This window comes from Bacillus sp. HMSC036E02, assembly GCF_001836235.1.
GTDB lineage: Bacteria > Bacillota > Bacilli > Bacillales > Bacillaceae_G > Bacillus_A > Bacillus_A cereus.
Map to the genome: position 1 here is coordinate 66,847 of NZ_KV827882.1, position 17,634 is coordinate 84,480.

Genomic DNA, 17,634 nt, shown 5'->3' on the forward strand with positions numbered 1-17,634 from the left:
ATTCTCCCCTTACTCCGCGTAGTGCATTGACTGTTCTTTTAACGTTTCTACAAAACTTGTACCCGTTCTATATTGATTCGCTCGTAAAATAAAACTCTTCGCTACTTTAAGACAAATTCGCTCCGCTCTAGCACGTGCTTCCTCATTCTCAATACAAGTAATATCTTTTACTTTCGCTAATCCAACAATACGGCGGATTAATTCAAGACCTGTCACTGCAGCTGTATCCTCTAATACAGATTGTAAATATACTTCGTTAAAGCCTTCTTCCTTCGCCATAATCTCGGTCACATGAATATCCCAAGCATCTAAAAACTTCTTCTTAAATAAATCAATTACCTCTACCATCGTAGTTTGTAACCAATCCATATACGTATCTTTCTCAGCTCCAGGTGGCATCGTTGCATCTGCATTCACCCAAGCAAACATTAAATTCGCCATTACATTCCCAACGTCATATCCCATAGGTCCATAAAAAGCAAACTCAGGATCAATAACCTTTGTAGAATCATCTCTTACAAAAACAGAACCAGTATGTAAATCACCATGAAGCAATGCCTGTGCATTCGTCATAAAAGAAAATTTACGTTTCGCTACTTCCATACGAAGCTCTTTATCACTATAAATATGCTCCCTAATCCATCCCTCATTTAAAGGAAATAACTCATTACGCTTATTATGATTTGTAAATGGTTCTGAATATACGAGGTCCTCTGTAATCTCACATAATTCAGGATTTATATAATTCTTCACAAGTTCCTTCTTCTCTTTATGATTCATTACAACATCAGATGTTAATAAAAGTGTATTTACCATAAAAGTAGTTAAGTCGTCAGCAAGCTGCGGAAATATTTGATGATTTATAAGTGCTGTACGTAATATTGTGTGATCCGATAAATCTTCCATTACGCAACAGTTCATCACACTATCAAATAAATACACCTTAGGAACAAGTCCAGGTGCTAACTCATCCTCTAACTGCAAAACATCTGATTCTATGCGAATACGATTCGTCGACAACTTAAACTCATCTGAAATGCGAGCTGTATCCCCAGCTTGCTTTACGATGACAGAGATGTTCTCTTTTTCATCCCAAACGCGGAACACATAATTTAAATTGCCATCACCTATTTCTTTACACTTTAGCCCCTTTGTATGTTCAAACTTAGATAATTTCTCTTTCACATATGCAATCACATCTTTAGCTTCCATTAAAAAATACTTTGTGAACTTAGACATGGTTTCCCCTCCACACCAATTGTAAGCGTTTTCTAAAAGCTATAAAAAATAATAGGTTGAATTTTTTCATCCTATAAATATGTATTCTTCTTTTTGAAAGGTATATCTAGGTTTTATTATATCTCGTTAGCACTTTGAGTCAATATTTCTAACTATCAGCGTAATATACTTCCTAATTATATATTTGAGATGACAAAAATTGTTCAAAAAGATTTCGATTCATTTTATTTTATTTATCGCACAATTCTTTGTAAAATAGAAATAAGCAGTTCCTTTTCAAATACATAACTTCTAAGAAATATTTCCTTCCTAAGAATTTACACTTACACCATATCTCTAACATACACACTACTCTTTCAAACAATCATTGAAAATTTATAAACTTAAAGTTACCTTTCCATTCCCTGTTAGCCTTAATTGAGAATAAATATTAATTAAATCGGTATAAAGTTGGTTTATTCTCTTGACAAAATAACCACTTCTATATGATAATTAATATCGAATTAGAATTATTATAGTTAATTAAAAAATATATTTTATGAGCACACTATTTTTTGATGCTCAAAACCAACATTTAGGAGGAATTTTAATATGTTATTAATCGGCACAGAAGTAAAACCGTTTAAAGCTAATGCTTACCATAATGGAGAATTTATCCAAGTTACTGACGAAAGTTTAAAAGGAAAATGGAGTGTAGTTTGTTTCTACCCAGCTGACTTCACATTCGTTTGCCCAACTGAACTTGAAGACTTACAAAACCAATACGCAACTCTAAAAGACTTAGGCGTTGAAGTATACTCTGTATCTACAGACACTCACTTCACTCACAAAGCATGGCATGATAGCTCAGAAACTATCGGCAAAATCGAGTACATCATGATTGGTGACCCAACTCGCACAATCACTACAAACTTCAACGTTTTAATGGAAGAAGAAGGTCTTGCTGCTCGTGGTACATTCATCATCGATCCAGACGGCGTTATCCAATCTATGGAAATCAATGCTGACGGTATCGGCCGTGACGCAAGCATTCTTGTTAACAAAATTAAAGCTGCTCAATACGTACGTAACAACCCAGGTGAAGTTTGCCCAGCTAAATGGCAAGAGGGTTCTGCAACACTTAAACCAAGCCTTGACCTTGTAGGCAAAATCTAAGGAGTTCGATCAAAATGATACTAGATGCAGATATAAAAACACAACTATCCCAATACCTTCAATTAATGGAGAACGATATTTTACTTAAGGTAAGCGCAGGAGACGATAACGTATCTAAAGATATGTTAGCTCTAGTAGACGAATTAGCTACTATGTCATCTAAGATTACAGTAGAAAAAGTTGAATTAGAGAGAACACCAAGCTTTAGCGTAAACCGCCCTGGTGAAGACACTGGTGTCGTATTCGCTGGTATTCCATTAGGACACGAATTTACATCATTAGTGTTAGCTTTACTACAAGTAAGTGGACGCGCTCCAAAAGTTGAACAAAAATTAATCGATCAAATTAAAAACATTCAAGGCGAATATCATTTTGAATCTTATATCAGCCTAAGTTGTCATAACTGTCCTGATGTTGTACAAGCTCTTAACGTAATGAGCGTTCTTAACCCTGGTATTACACATACTATGATTGATGGCGCTGCATTCAAAGAGGAAGTAGAAAGCAAAGACATCATGGCAGTACCAACTGTTTACCTAAACGGCGAATCTTTCGGAAGCGGTCGTATGACACTTGAAGAAATTTTAGCTAAAATGGGTAACGGTCCAGATGCATCAGAGCTTTCTGATAAAGATCCATACGATGTTCTTGTTGTTGGTGGCGGCCCTGCTGGTGCAAGTGCAGCAATTTACGCAGCACGTAAAGGCATCCGCACTGGTATCGTTGCTGAGCGCTTCGGTGGTCAAGTAATGGATACTATGGGCATTGAGAACTTCATCAGCGTAAAAAAGACTGAAGGTCCTAAGCTAGTAGCAAGCCTTGAAGAGCACGTAAAAGAATACGACATCGATGTAATGAACCTACAACGTGCGAAACGTTTAGAGAAAAAAGAACTTATTGAAGTGGAACTTGAAAACGGCGCTATTCTGAAAAGTAAGAGCGTAATCGTTTCTACAGGTGCTCGCTGGCGTAATGTTGGCGTACCAGGTGAAGCTGAGTTCAAAAATAAAGGTGTAGCATATTGCCCACACTGTGACGGTCCATTATTCACTGGAAAAGACGTAGCAGTTATCGGCGGCGGTAACTCTGGTATTGAAGCAGCTATCGACTTAGCAGGTATCGTTAAGCACGTAACTGTTCTTGAATTCATGCCAGAATTAAAAGCTGATGCTGTATTACAAGAGCGTCTTAACAGCTTACCAAACGTAACTGTTCTGAAAAACGTTCAAACGAAAGAAATCACTGGTACTGATAAAGTAAACGGTATTTCTTACATCGATCGTGAAACTGAAGAAGTTCATCACGTTGAATTACAAGGTGTATTCGTACAAATCGGTCTTGTGCCAAACACAGACTGGTTAGGCGAAACAGTTGAACGCGTTCGCGGTGAAATCGTAACAGACAAGCACGGCGCTACAAACGTACCAGGAGTGTTTGCTGCAGGTGACTGTACAAATAATCCGTACAAACAAATCATCATCTCTATGGGTTCAGGTGCAAACGCAGCTTTAGGTGCATTTGATTACTTAATCCGTAACTAATAAAAACAGGTGCCTTGGCACCTGTTTTTTATTACCCTAATGTATAAACTAAAAACCTCTCATTCCCATTCTTCTCATAAGCCCCAGGCAACCTTACTTCTTTATTCAGCTCAAACGCAGTCTGATTTTCTAAGAAGAAAATATAGTCCTCAGAAGGATAATATAAAATAATATCCACTTCTCTCCCCGTGTTTTCTACTGAAAGCAAAATGTTATTTACTACATTCATAAACACTTGCACAGAAAACGGATTAAAGAAATAAAACCTATTATCATGTGGATCAATCTTATATTCCTGCGCTAAACAACATTGGAATTGAATTTTCCCCTTACTGTTTCGTGCCTTTCGGGCATAACGATCTCGATTATCCATCGCTTCTTTATAAAATTCTTCATTCATTTCAATTCCAACTGCTGAAGCCCCACATTTATGATGCATATAAAAGTTTAATCGCCCTTTTCCGCACCCAAAGTCTACAATTCGGTCGCTACTTCGTATTTCATATTGATTCAATAACTCATCTAACCCGCTATACGGCGTCGGTTCGTAGCGGTGATAATGCATAGACTTGTTAAACCCTTTTTGCTCACCGACTGTTTTTATATGTAAAACTGCATCGTAATATTGTTCGTTCATTCGTTTTCTCCTATTAAAAAATGGTACTTATTATTATACACCATGTACTGGAGGCTCATTTTTCATCAAATTAATAGGTACGTGAAATTATATTAACGATTTTCTCAATATATCTATCATAACTTCAAATATATCGATTTACCGACAATTCACGACAAAAAAACAGGAGCTCTTTAGCCCCTGTCTTCTAACACTTTCAATACAGTTTGTTTCAATATTTCTACCCCATCCATAATACAACTATGATCAAACCTCATATACGGATGGTGTAATCCAGGTTGTAGGTCTGCTCCTAGTCCAAGCATGACAGCTTTTAAATGTGGTCTTTTCACTGTATAGTAATGGAAATCATCGCTTCCTGTCGTATAGAGAGGCCCTGTGCATCTCTCTTCCCCATACACTTCGAGAATACCTTTACGCATAAAGCGCTCTGCTTCTTCGGAAACCTCTGCTCCTGGTGCAAGATCCATCCATTCGTATGAAGTTTTTGATCCCATCGATGCAGCTGATTCTATTACATGCTCAATCTTTTTCTTTAATTCTTCTAATAGTATATTACTCTCAGCTCTTACATCTAAACTGAAATGACCATTTCCCGGAATGATATTTAAATTATCACCACCTGCTTGGCATCTCGTCATTTTTACTGAATAGGAACTTTGCGGTGGCAGCCAAATATTTTTCAAACCGATATTAATCATGGAAATGACATCAATTGCATTCACACCTTGGTGTGGTCTTGCCCCGTGTGCATCCTCCCCATGAATCATACCCTCTAAAAATCCTGCTGCTCCATGGCGAATAGATGGGGCTGCTTGTTTCAAAGATAGTTCTTCAATTGGTCTTAGATGGACGCCAAATAAGAAATCAGCATCATCTACAGCACCTTTCTCCACCATCTTCAAAGCACCATTCCCCTTCTCTTCTGCCGGCTGAAAAATAAATCTAACCGTACCACTTTTCCATCTCATATTTTTCAATTGTAAAATAAGTCCCATTACAATGGTCATATGAGCATCATGGCCACATGAATGGTTCGCTTTAAATTCTCCATTTACTTCTTGCCAAAGTGCATCCATATCAGCACGAATCGCAATAACTGGATTCCCGCCTCCAATCTCAGCAATTACACCTGGACAATCATCAAATGTTCTATATGAAATTCCTTCTTCTTTTAAAAAGTCAGTAATATACGCTGTCGTTTCATATTCTTTCCAACTTACTTCAGGGTTTTCGTGTAAATGCTGAAAAATCTCCGTTAAGCGCTCTTGTAGTTCTAATGTTTTCAACGTTCCAGTCTCCTTCCCACATTACAAACGATTCGGGTTAATTATACTTATGAAAAACAGATGTTTTTATGAACATATTGAATTTTAAGAAAAAAGTCAATTGTTTATTTTTAAATACTTAAAAACCTTACTCTGCACTTATATTACAAACTAAACAAAAAAACTAGAACATTCCTTATTTTCTGTTTTTTTATGTTGACGCTTACATAAACTTTTAGTTATCATAACCTAATAAACGTCTATTTTACGACAATTCTAAAAATACAAACAAACATACGTAACAAGGAGGAACTTTATGAAAAAAGAAATACCTTTTGGAATAGCGATTATCCCTATTATCATTACCGTTGCAGTTATGATGGTTACAATTGTTGTATTAAAACAAACCCCTCACGTTCCACTTATTATCGGTACAACCGTTGCTTCTATTGTCGCTTGGCGTTATGGTTACAAATGGAATGATCTTGAAGAAGCAATGTATAAAGGGATTCGTCTTGCATTACCTGCTATCGTCATTATTATTCTTGTTGGCTTAACAATTGGTGCTTGGATTGGCGGTGGAATCGTCGCAACGATGATTTATTACGGTTTAAAACTTTTAACTCCATCACTATTTTTAGTTTCCATTACCGTCATTTGTTCTATCGTTGCATTAGCAATTGGTAGCTCTTGGTCTACAATGGGGACAATTGGTGTTGCTGGAATGGGAATTGGCCTAAGTATGGGAATCCCAGCTCCAATGGTTGCTGGTGCCATTATTTCAGGCTCTTATTTTGGCGATAAAATGTCACCGCTTTCAGACACAACTAACTTAGCCGCAGGATTAACAAATACAGATTTATTCGCACACATTCGTCACATGTTATTTACTACAGTTCCAGGTTTAATTATTACTCTTATCGTCTATGCTCTCTTAGGAAGAAGCTTCGGCGCTAACAATATTGATGCGAAGAGCATCGATCAAACGTTACAAGTATTGCAACAAAACTTTGTTATCTCACCTTTCCTACTCATTATACCCGTAGTCGTTATGGTATTGGTCGCAAAAAAGGTCCCTGCTATACCAGCGATTCTCGTCGGTATTATTTTAGGATTTTTATCACAAGTCTTTATTCAAGGTGGTTCTGTCTCAGCATCTGTCGGTGCACTCCAAGCTGGATTTGTTATAGACACTGGAAACAAGCTAGTAGACGAACTATTTAACCGCGGTGGCTTAGATTCGATGATGAATACAGTCTCTATGACAATTGTCGCTATGACTTTCGGAGGAGTATTAGAACATACAGGTATTCTTCGATCAATTGTAAATCAAATTTTAAAGTTAGCGAAATCAGCAAAAGGGCTTATCGCTTCTACTATCGCATCTTGTTTTGCAACAAACCTTACTTGCTCTGAACAATATATTTCAATTGTTGTCCCTTCAAGAATGTACGCAAATGCATACACAGAAAAAGGACTACATTCAAAAAACTTATCCAGAGCATTAGAAGATGGCGGAACATTAACTTCTGTCTTCGTTCCTTGGAATACGTGCGGTGTATTTATTCTCGCTACACTTGGCGTAGGTGCATTTGAATATGCCCCTTATGCTATTTTGAATTTCATCGTACCTATTATCTCAATCATTTATGGCATAACAGGCTTCACAATTGTAAAACTATCAGACATTGAAAAAGCAGAATTACTAAAGAAACAAAAAGCTCAACTAGAAGCTTAAAAATAGCGGTAAATTCAGTTCATATAGTGCGCGAGGTCGCCCTTGTTGATAGGGCATTTCCTCGCCACAAATATGAGCATACCCGTAATCAACTAATTTCTTTAACAACCTTTCTGTCGATCTTCGAGTCACTTGTAAGTACTCAGAAAGGTCAGCTGCTGTAAACTTCAATGACGGATGCGATTGACTAAATTGAATGATTTTTGACAAGTTGGCCGGACTAAGCTTCGTTTCCTTCGCTATTTTCATTAGTTCCGGATTATCATTTTTCAAACTTTGTACTCTCTGTTTTTTCGGGAACGGACCAAACAAATCTTTATCACTTGTTAGTATATAAAAACAACGATCTATTGGATTATTCTTTGCAAAACTTTGAGCAATTTTTGCATTTTGCTCCGCCTCTTTCACGGTTTTCCCATAACCAAATCCAATAGCTATCGTTCCTTCTACGCTCGCAAACAAGTTATCTATCGCATTTGTTTTAATAATTGATTCGATATCACCACGAGTTGTATACAAAATGCATGTCATTTCATCCACTTGTTTAAATGAACCACGTAGTTCTTTTGAAATGACATCTAGTTTTTCAAGCAAACTCGCTCGTAATTCTAAGGAAGAAATAATACAGGCACCAACAGTAGCTGAATAGCTTTTTGCTAACTCAGCTTTTATTTTTGCATCTTTTAGCCCATGTATAATGGACTGTGTTGGATCAATCATACGCTCTGAAGGAACACCTATTTTTTGAAGCTCATCGTAAACAGCGTGAATACTAGTTAAAGCTAAATGAGCCTCTCCAGATTGATATTTAGCTACATGAAAATCGATAACTCTATTTATTTCATCTTTACTCCACAGCATATTTTCATAATCCAACACTTGCGGGCTTTCTTTTATACCAATATCATGGAACACATTTGTAATAAACGAGCGGTCTACTAAATCGATGGAAATGTTATGTGGTTGAATACTTTGATGATACATGATAGAAAGAATTGAAGATGCGACAGTTGTCTCGTCTTGCTGTAAGTATGTACTTGGAATTCGTAATTGTTCTCTTATTTCTTTTGCCATATAATAAGGTAAAGCACCTGAGAAAAAGATGACATCACAAGGCTTTAGACACTTTAATAATTCAGAAGATTCCGCCGGATGAAGGTAAATATATGGATCAATTTCTATTCCTTCTAATTTTTGAGCAATAGGAAAAAGGTTCTCCATAAACTCCTTTGAACCGACAACTGCAATTTTTATCATCATTTTCTCTAACTCCTTATCATTAATTAACGACTATTTAACGTCAACTATATCAAATGTACAAAACTATTGTAAACAGGAAGGGGTTTCTATTCAATGAAAATTACAGCTATTCATCTTTACGCAATTCGTTTACCGCTTCGCAATCCGTTTGTTATTAGTTATGGCTCTTATTCTGATATGCCCTCTATTATCGTCAAAATGGAAACAGATGAAGGTATTATCGGTTACGGTGAAGGCGTTGCTGATGATCACGTCACAGGTGAATCATGGGAAAGTACTTTCCATACTTTAAAACATACGCTAACCCCTGCTCTAATCGGGAAAAATCCAATGAATATCGAAAAAATACACGACATGATGGACAATACAATTTACGGTGTTCCAACAGCGAAAGCTGCAATTGATATTGCTTGTTTTGATATAATGGGCAAAAAACTAAATCAACCTGTATATCAATTAATTGGCGGGCGCTATCATGAAGAATTCCCTGTCACTCACGTTTTAAGTATTGCCGATCCTGAAGATATGGCTGAAGAAGCTGCTTCTATGATTCAAAAAGGTTACCAATCTTTCAAAATGAAAGTTGGTACGAATGTAAAAGAAGATGTGAAACGTATTGAAGCTGTACGAGAACGTGTAGGAAATGACATCGCTATTCGCGTTGATGTAAACCAAGGCTGGAAAAATAGCGCAAACGCATTAACAGCACTGCGGTCATTAGGACATTTAAACATTGACTGGATTGAACAACCTGTTATCGCGGACGATATTGATGCCATGGCTCATATTCGTTCTAAGACAGACCTCCCGCTTATGATTGATGAAGGACTAAAAAGTTCTCGTGAAATGCGCCAAATTATTAAATTAGAAGCTGCTGATAAAGTGAATATAAAACTAATGAAATGCGGTGGCATACATCCAGCTGTAAAGCTCGCTCATCAAGCTGAAATGGCCGGCATTGAATGCCAAGTGGGATCAATGGTCGAATCATCTGTTGCCTCTTCCGCAGGATTCCATGTCGCTTTCTCAAAGAAAATCATTACGAGCGTAGAGCTAACAGGACCATTAAAATTCACGAAAGACATCGGAAACTTACATTACGATATACCATTCATTCGCTTAAACGAAAAGCCCGGACTCGGTATTGAAATAAACGAAGATACACTACAAGAACTAACCGTCTTTCAAGACGTTGTACGCTAAAGGAGGACTATCATATGACGGTTCTATACGAAGGAACATTAAAACAAAATAACGAATCATTTCACGTTACATTACTATCACTAGAGCACATCGAACAAATTTTATCACTACAAAACATTGTAGTTGAAGCACTAGAAGATAAAAGTCGTTTACAACCACTCTCACAAGAAGAATTGCAATACATTCTAGAAGGAAACGGCATGATGATCGGTGCTTTTATCGAAAACGAACTCATCGCATTTCGAGCTCTACTCGTCCCTCCTATCGACGATGAACATTTAGGGCTTGATATTGGTTTGCCAGAAAGTGAACTACACCGCGTCATCTATCAAGAAATCTCAAACGTTCATCCGAACTGCCGAGGAAATGGTATGCAAAAAATATTAGCAAAAGTCATTATGGAAGAATTGCAAAAAGAAGACAGCAAATATGATTATGTATGCTGCACCGTTGCTCCTTTTAACATTCCGAGTTTGAAGGATAAATTTGCGCAAGGAATGGAGATTGCTGCGCTGAAGGAAAAGTATGGTGGTAGTCTGCGGTATGTTTTTGTGAAGAAATTGCGCGGAGATAAAGAAAGCGATTTGACGGATGTTCAAAGTATTCTAATGAGTGATGCTAGTGGACAGCAGGCTTTGCTTTCGGAAGGGTATCGTGGGTATGAGATGGAGAAAGTGGATGGGGATTTTGTTGTGAAGTTTGGACGATAATCTATATACTCGAAAAGAGGAGATGTCTGCTGTGACCTCTCCTTTTACTTTCTCTTCATTGAACATATTGATTGCAACTCCAAATATATCAGCGGTTTTCGAAATATATCGGCGCAACTCCAAATATATCAGCGATTTTCGAAATATATCGACTTACCGACAAAGATTGACAATAATCGCAACCTATACAAAGCGCAACATTAAACCGTCATCTTCCAACTAGATAAAGCTAACCAGTTCTCCATTTCCTTATAATCGGGCATTATCTTCCCGACAAGACGCCAAAACGATCGATCATGATTTAAATGAACCATATGACACATTTCATGAACGACTACATAGTCAATTACTCGCTGTGGTGCCATTGCTAGCTTCCAATTGAATGTTAGCTGTAAATTCGAATCGCAAGTACCCCAAGTACGACTACTATCTGTAATACGAATAGAACGTGGTTTTGTTTTGAAATTACTTTGATGCGCTTTAATACTCTTCTCTACTAAAGATTTACACTGCTTATAGTAAAATCGTTTTAAAGCTTGTTGTATTTTCTCATCCTTAAGCTCTTTCACATAAATATGTAACTTATCCCCTTCAAATACTGCGTTGTCTTGCTCAATGCTTGCATCTTGGGAAATCTGTATCGGATACGTATTCCCTAAATACAAAAAGCCTTCTCCTTGATCATAATCCTTTTCCTGTGGTCCATGCGCTCGCTCCTGCATTTCCTTACGTGTTGTCTGAATCCAACCCCACTTCTCTTCTAGCAACTGGACTAAGTATTCAACAGGTGTCCCTTTCGAAGCCTGCACTTCCACATTTCCATACGAATCTACAAAAAGACGCACGGACTTTTTCTTCTTATAAGTTATATGAAAATTAATTGTCTCACCTAAATATGTATGTACCATTTCATCACCTAGCATAGTATTTTTACAAATAAAAAAGAGTAGGATACGAACGTCCTACTCTACCTATTATATCATTTACTGCTTTAACGACCTCATTATCCTCTATACTTTACACCTAATCCCTTAATGAAATTCCTTGCGTATCTATCGCCGCACTCTTTGTAATTTTTATGACCTTTTTTTCTTAATAGAGCGCCTAACTCTCCTTTTGTTACCGTAACGCCTACGCTATCTAATATATCAAGTACATCCTCACTCGTTAAAGATAGTGCGATTTTCATTTTCTTTAGAAGAAGGTTATTGGCACTCTCCTTGCTCTGTACAGGTGCTGGTTGTCCTGGTTTCGGATCTTGCTTTCCTCTTTTTAAAGTAATAAATCCATTTAAAAATGCCTCTAACATCATCATATCGCATGTTTTTACGTACTCATCTTCAGCTACCTCATCATTTTCAGCTTCGTGCTGAGGAGCTCTCTTTATTTTTGTAAGCATATCAACTACGTCTTCTTTCGTTACTTCCATCCCGCCAAGTTTAAAGATTTCTACCATATCTATATCTTTTATATCTAAAGCGTATCGTACTCTTTTTAATATATCGTTGTTGCTCATTGCCATTGGGTTTCCTCCTGAAATGTTGATTATAGTAATGCTTTTAGCATGTGTAAATTAATGTCGTTAAGTTACTACTTTAACATTTTAGGGGGAGGTTTTGTAGTCTTAACCAAATTTATGATTATAGAGGCTATACTACAATCCAAGCAATAATTTGATTCTATAGAAGGGTTACAGTAACTTTTCGGTTCATTTTTTCTTAGTTCATTAGATCTACATTCTATTTTATATTTGTTAACTATAAAAGCAGTGCATTGATTCCTCAAATACACTGCTCGTCTCTTACATTGTTATATTTCTTCTATACAAACTAGAGTTTATGGGTTTCGATGAATTTTATCCATATAGGAGACTATTGCATATCATAAATTAGCCACTTTCCGTCAACTTTCTTCAAATCAATAGTAATATTGTCAGGATTAGGGCCGTATAAAGGTTTTGGAGAGATATCTATCGTAACTTTTAATTTTGCTCTATCTCCAACTTTTCTTTCTTCTATATTCAATATATCTATTGACGCATTTTTTGGAATTCCAATACGTTTTCCAGCTTCTACATCCCAAGGGAGACTCGGATGTATATACTCACCTGCTTTGTTTAAATCTCTTGATTCAAGAGCTTTAAAAAAGCCTTTTACTGTTTCTTGTGGACTATTATTTTGAATTAGAACGTTAACTAATATAACTATAAACACAATCCCAATTATCCACACGTACCAAGGAGATTTTTTTGCAATTCTTATTAATTTTATGTTTTTATCATTTCTATTTTGGGGCGTAATATCGTTATGGAATTCTCCATTATCAAATAGTTCTTCTGATTCATCCAAATTTATTCTCTCTGTACCACAACTAGTACAGTACTTATTTGTTTTCAATAATTTCTTATTACATGCTGTACAATTCATTATTTTATTTCTCCCTGCCCTATTATTAAAATCAAATCCCCAAAGTTTCACATATTAATTTTCTATTATTTTCAATTTTTTTGATGTAGTAGCATTAAAATTACCTGATGAATCCAATTCTGTATGATAAATGTACGTTTTGACTCTAAAATTTTTATGTGGAAACTTTTTATTTACAGCACTTACCACTAAATTGTTAATTTCATTTCCGATTTTCACAGCTTCTTCTACCGTAGACTTATTATCAACTCGAACTTTTATCGGAAAATCAGCTGTATAATACATATTTGGATTATCATACAGCGTTGCTTGAAATAAAAATGGGGCTAATCCGGTTTGTTCAATAAGTAAATCCTTCGTATCATAAACTTTTATATTTGCAATATTCTTTCCTACTTCCGATCCTGCCTCTGCATCAAAGGGTTCTAATTTCTCGTTAGCAACACTTGTTTCATTTCCTACCGCCTTACCCTTATAATTCATTTCAATAAATTTCACATTACCATCCCGGTCACAATCCAACCAAACAGTACCTTCTTTATTTTTGAAAGCCCCATCCACACTTACAGATATGCTACCGCCCCCAGTTCCTGAAAACTTCTCAATCTGCACACTTTCCGCATCATTTCCTCGAACATCATATTTTGCATACCCTTCCGCCTCAGTGCCTTCTGATTCAATTTTAGTACCTAACATAATATCAAGACCTAATAATTTGAAGGCATCCTTATACTTCAAATCTTTTGGCTCTAATAATTCAATCTTAATATGATTAATAATTTTCCCATCACTTTCAAATGTATATTTAGCATAATTATCTACATATAACCATCTAGTTTCCTCTTTTGTTCTTGGGGATGAAAGCGTTCTCTCTAAATCTTCAAGTCGATAAGTTTTTTTTAGGTACATTGCTATTCCACTTAAATTTGAAGTCGAAATATCATTGCTCTCATTCGTCATAATTTTCTTCTCATCTTGCTTAACATTTTGGCTTACTTCTTTTGTTGGTACTGATTCTGTTGATTTTTGACAACCCGATGTAATTAATCCTGCTGTAAGTAAAGCTATTAATACTTTCTTCATAATTTCCCTCCAATTAAAATAAAAAAATTCTGGTAGCTCCTATAAGAAAAAATCTTCAAATCAGAAGAAAATTCCACAGTACTCTAAAATTATTATCGAATATTTAAAAATAACTATTATTCAAAAGATCTTCATACCAATACTAAATAATTAACTTTATAAATTATGTCGAAAGAAGTCGAAAAACAATATTTTTATAATCGGAAATTCAAATTTAATTTTTCCGCTGTTAAATTAATTAATTTGAACATAAAATAGGACCTCCTTACATGCACTCTGCATGTAAGGAGGTCCTATTTAGATAAAAATCATACATTTTCTTAACTTGATGGCCATGCTCAAATAAAGAGATTTTTTATTTCTGTCTATTATTCAGATTACATTTCATACCTCGATAGAGCCTAATGTACTCTACTCCAGCTCTTGTCATTTTTCTCCTTACGAGTATTCGTTAGTTCATTATATTCTCAAAGACTTCTTTTTTCAGCAAGCAGACTGTATCAACAAAAAAACTCAAAACTAAATAAAATAACTACCCACAAATTAATACAATCCATTTCCCTCTATCTTCAAAGTATTACACCGTCTCACTATCCTGAGCCTCACCAACACTATCCTCAAACTTATCCAACAAAGCACGCACCTCATCCGTCGACTTCGTACTCATCAATTGATTTCTCAATTCCGCAGCTCCTGGGAAGCCCTTCACATAAATTTTGAAGAAGCGGTGAAGCCCTGTGATTGAGCGTGGCAGTACTTCTGCATATTGATCTTGTAAATCAAGTTGTAGTCTTAAAAGATCTAGATGTTCTTTACTGCTATGCTCTCTTGGCTCTTTTTCAAACGCAAATGGATTTTTGAAGATGCCTCGTCCGATCATTACGCCATCAATGCCGTATTTTTCAGCAAGTTCCAGTCCCATTTTACGATCAAGGATGTCTCCATTGATTGTTATTAACGTATTGGGTGCAATGCGGTCACGTAATTTTTTGATTTCCGGAATTAGTTCCCAGTGCGCATCTACTTGGCTCATTTCTTCTCTTGTGCGTAAATGAATAGAAAGGTTTGCAATATCTTGTTTGAAAATGTGCGTTAACCAATCTTCCCACTCGCTTAACTCTTTAAAGCCAAGTCGTGTTTTTACGCTGACAGGTAGTCCGCCCGCTTTTGCTGCTTGGATAAGTTCTGCTGCAACGTCTGGACGTAGAATAAGGCCACTACCTTTTCCTCTTGATGCAACGTTCGGAACTGGGCAACCCATGTTAATATCGATACCTTTAAATCCTAGCTCTGCCATACCGATACTCATTTGACGGAAGTATTCAGGATTGTCTCCCCAAATATGTGCTACCATCGGTTGTTCATCTTCTGTAAAAATTAAACGGCCACGTACACTTTTCATACCTTCTGGATGGCAATAGCTATCCGAGTTTGTAAACTCTGTGAAGAATACGTCCGGACGACCTGCTTCACTTACTACGTGACGGAAAACAACGTCTGTCACATCTTCCATTGGTGCAAGTACAAAAAATGGTCGTGGTAATTCACGCCAAAAATTATCTATCATTTCAAATTCAAATCCTCTCACTATGAATACAATTTCAAAATCTTAATTTATAATTTGTGAAAATCAGCAATATTTATTTTAACTAAAATCGCTTATGAATGGTATTTTTGTAAACCAAAAAGCAGGTGGTATAGATTTCCCCTATATCAACTGCTTTCCTATTATACCAACTTAAGCCAAGCCACACACTCCACATGAGTCGTATGCGGGAACATATCAACAGGTTGTACTTCCTGTGTTTTATATCCACCTTCTTCTAGTACTTTTAAGTCACGTGCTAATGTTGCTGGGTTACACGATACGTATACGACGCGTTTTGGCTTCATGTCGATGATTGTATTTAGTAATGCTTCGTCACAGCCTTTACGCGGTGGGTCTACGACCATTGTGTCAGCAATTACGCCTTCTTTGTACCATTTTGGAATGACTACTTCTGCCTCTCCTACGCCAAATTCAGCGTTTGTCATGTTGTTTAGTGCTGCATTTCGGTTTGCGTCTTCAATTGCTTCTGGGACGATTTCAACGCCGTACACTTTTTTCGCTTTTTGCGCTAGGAATAACGAGATTGATCCGATTCCGCAATAGGCATCAATTACTGTTTCGTTACCGTTTAATTTTGCGTATTCTAACGTTTTATCGTATAGCACTTTCGTTTGTTCTGGGTTTACTTGATAGAATGAACGTGCTGAAATCGCAAATTTAATGTCACCGATAAAGTCATAAATATATTCTGATCCGTACAGTACTGTCGTTTTATCTCCGAAGATTACATTCGTACGCTTCGTATTTACGTTTTGAACAATGGATTTTACTTCTGGGAATTTCGCTGCAATTTCTTCAATGATTGCGTTTTTGTTCGGCAATTCTGCTGTACGTGTAATGAAGACAAGCATAATTTCCCCTGTTACTTGTCCGTAACGAGCCATTACGTGACGAAGTGTTCCTTTGTTACGCTCTTCGTTGTACGCAGTGATACCGTGCTTTTCACAAATACGTTTTACTTCTTGAATTAATGTATCGTTTTCTTCTGCCTGAATTAAGCATGATTCCATATTAATGATATCATGCGTTCCTTGGCGATAGAAACCAGCTACAAGTCCGCCTTCACGTTCTCCGATTGGTACTTGTGCTTTATTGCGATATACCCACGGATTTTCCATGCCAAGTACAGGATGAACAGGAACATCACCTAGTCCTCCGATACGTTGCATAACGTCACGTACTTGTTTTTCTTTCGCTTGTAATTGTCCTTCATAAGTTAAGTGCTGAAGCTGACAACCGCCGCACTGATTATATACTGGACATTCAGCATCTTTACGATATGGACTTTCTGTATGAAGCTTCATTAAACGACCAAATGCGAAGTTTTTCTTCACTTTAATAATTTTAATTTGCGCTTCTTCACCTGGTAATCCGTTTTTAACGAAAATAGGATAGCCCTTTACTTTCGCAACACCGGCACCATCATGTGTTAAATCTTCAAATACTACATCTATAAACTCGTTTTTCTCAACTGGTGGCGTCATTTTAGTACTCATTTTCCGACCTCTCTTTTTCATAACACTGCGTTACATTTTATCATACTTATATGGTCTTTTTCTATTGGAAGAAAAAAAGCTATTGACGATACTTCTCTGTTAATGTTACGCTACTACTAATTTAATACGGACGATGTTACCTCATATATACTTGATAATATGGATCGAGAGTTTCTACCCAGCAACCTTAAATTGCTGGACTATGGGGAAAACTAATGAATATTAGCCTATGCGCAAAAAAGGACTCATATTGATTAGCTTTCTCTCAT

At 36.6% G+C, this 17,634-nt stretch carries 15 protein-coding genes and 1 riboswitch; of the genes, 5 read left to right on the forward strand and 10 right to left on the reverse strand.

Annotation, left to right across the window (positions count from 1 at the left end):
* Window positions 1-9: 9 nt before the first annotated feature.
* The gene (gene mtnK, locus HMPREF2590_RS28020; protein WP_003311741.1) at window positions 10-1,239 is read right to left on the reverse strand and encodes an S-methyl-5-thioribose kinase; all 1,230 of its coding nucleotides are present in this window, start codon (window positions 1,237-1,239) and stop codon (window positions 10-12) included.
* 591 nt (window positions 1,240-1,830) lie between these two features.
* Between mtnK and ahpC the strand changes: the two genes are divergently transcribed.
* A complete protein-coding gene (gene ahpC, locus HMPREF2590_RS28025) occupies window positions 1,831-2,394 on the forward strand; it encodes an alkyl hydroperoxide reductase subunit C (RefSeq protein WP_000924420.1) in 564 nt (187 codons plus the stop codon).
* A 14-nt stretch (window positions 2,395-2,408) separates the two neighbouring features.
* Window positions 2,409-3,935: an alkyl hydroperoxide reductase subunit F gene (gene ahpF / locus HMPREF2590_RS28030; RefSeq protein ID WP_000599501.1), complete on the forward strand. Its 1,527-nt coding sequence runs from the start codon at window positions 2,409-2,411 to the stop codon at window positions 3,933-3,935.
* A 31-nt stretch (window positions 3,936-3,966) separates the two neighbouring features.
* Here ahpF and HMPREF2590_RS28035 read toward each other — a convergent pair whose 3' ends face one another.
* Together HMPREF2590_RS28035 and HMPREF2590_RS28040 are read right to left on the reverse strand one after the other, a co-directional pair.
* Window positions 3,967-4,572, reverse strand: a complete 606-nt coding sequence (locus tag HMPREF2590_RS28035) for an SAM-dependent methyltransferase (protein ID WP_001005632.1) — start codon at window positions 4,570-4,572, stop codon at window positions 3,967-3,969.
* 173 nt (window positions 4,573-4,745) lie between these two features.
* The gene (locus HMPREF2590_RS28040) at window positions 4,746-5,861 is read right to left on the reverse strand and encodes a M20 peptidase aminoacylase family protein (protein ID WP_000853516.1); all 1,116 of its coding nucleotides are present in this window, start codon (window positions 5,859-5,861) and stop codon (window positions 4,746-4,748) included.
* Window positions 5,862-6,156: 295 nt separating this feature from the next.
* On the opposite strand from HMPREF2590_RS28040, the gene nhaC reads away from it, so the two are divergent.
* The gene (nhaC, locus tag HMPREF2590_RS28045) at window positions 6,157-7,578 is read left to right on the forward strand and encodes a Na+/H+ antiporter NhaC (protein ID WP_000711520.1); all 1,422 of its coding nucleotides are present in this window, start codon (window positions 6,157-6,159) and stop codon (window positions 7,576-7,578) included.
* Here nhaC and HMPREF2590_RS28050 read toward each other — a convergent pair.
* Window positions 7,567-8,838 (reverse strand): hypothetical protein, encoded by a 1,272-nt coding sequence (locus tag HMPREF2590_RS28050; protein ID WP_000972807.1) that lies wholly within the window; start codon window positions 8,836-8,838, stop codon window positions 7,567-7,569. The two genes, nhaC and HMPREF2590_RS28050, sit on opposite strands and share 12 nt — an antisense overlap.
* 93 nt (window positions 8,839-8,931) lie before the next feature.
* On the opposite strand from HMPREF2590_RS28050, the gene HMPREF2590_RS28055 reads away from it, so the two are divergent.
* Both HMPREF2590_RS28055 and HMPREF2590_RS28060 read left to right on the forward strand, forming a co-directional pair.
* On the forward strand, window positions 8,932-10,041 hold the full coding sequence (locus HMPREF2590_RS28055) for a mandelate racemase/muconate lactonizing enzyme family protein (RefSeq protein ID WP_050821510.1): 1,110 nt from the start codon (window positions 8,932-8,934) through the stop codon (window positions 10,039-10,041).
* A 14-nt stretch (window positions 10,042-10,055) separates the two neighbouring features.
* The gene (locus tag HMPREF2590_RS28060) at window positions 10,056-10,751 is read left to right on the forward strand and encodes a hypothetical protein (protein WP_050821508.1); all 696 of its coding nucleotides are present in this window, start codon (window positions 10,056-10,058) and stop codon (window positions 10,749-10,751) included.
* 200 nt (window positions 10,752-10,951) lie between these two features.
* Here HMPREF2590_RS28060 and HMPREF2590_RS28065 read toward each other — a convergent pair whose 3' ends face one another.
* From HMPREF2590_RS28065 to rlmD, 6 genes are all read right to left on the reverse strand, one after another.
* Complete coding sequence (locus HMPREF2590_RS28065) at window positions 10,952-11,659, reverse strand: M48 family metallopeptidase (protein WP_000233772.1); 708 nt, start codon at window positions 11,657-11,659, stop codon at window positions 10,952-10,954.
* Window positions 11,660-11,754: 95 nt separating this feature from the next.
* On the reverse strand, window positions 11,755-12,273 hold the full coding sequence (locus tag HMPREF2590_RS28070) for a YehS family protein (RefSeq protein ID WP_001251702.1): 519 nt from the start codon (window positions 12,271-12,273) through the stop codon (window positions 11,755-11,757).
* Between the two features lie 349 nt (window positions 12,274-12,622).
* Window positions 12,623-13,177 carry a zinc ribbon domain-containing protein gene (locus tag HMPREF2590_RS28075; protein WP_000995851.1) on the reverse strand — a complete coding sequence of 185 codons (555 nt, stop codon included), beginning with the start codon at window positions 13,175-13,177 and terminating at the stop codon, window positions 12,623-12,625.
* Between the two features lie 54 nt (window positions 13,178-13,231).
* The gene (locus tag HMPREF2590_RS28080) at window positions 13,232-14,260 is read right to left on the reverse strand and encodes a hypothetical protein (protein ID WP_000756602.1); all 1,029 of its coding nucleotides are present in this window, start codon (window positions 14,258-14,260) and stop codon (window positions 13,232-13,234) included.
* 577 nt (window positions 14,261-14,837) lie between these two features.
* On the reverse strand, window positions 14,838-15,827 hold the full coding sequence (locus HMPREF2590_RS28085; RefSeq protein ID WP_000566706.1) for a tRNA dihydrouridine synthase: 990 nt from the start codon (window positions 15,825-15,827) through the stop codon (window positions 14,838-14,840).
* 161 nt (window positions 15,828-15,988) lie between these two features.
* Window positions 15,989-17,365 carry a 23S rRNA (uracil(1939)-C(5))-methyltransferase RlmD gene (gene rlmD, locus HMPREF2590_RS28090; RefSeq protein ID WP_003311736.1) on the reverse strand — a complete coding sequence of 459 codons (1,377 nt, stop codon included), beginning with the start codon at window positions 17,363-17,365 and terminating at the stop codon, window positions 15,989-15,991.
* Window positions 17,366-17,486: 121 nt separating this feature from the next.
* Window positions 17,487-17,588, forward strand: a riboswitch (purine riboswitch).
* Window positions 17,589-17,634: the final 46 nt, after the last annotated feature.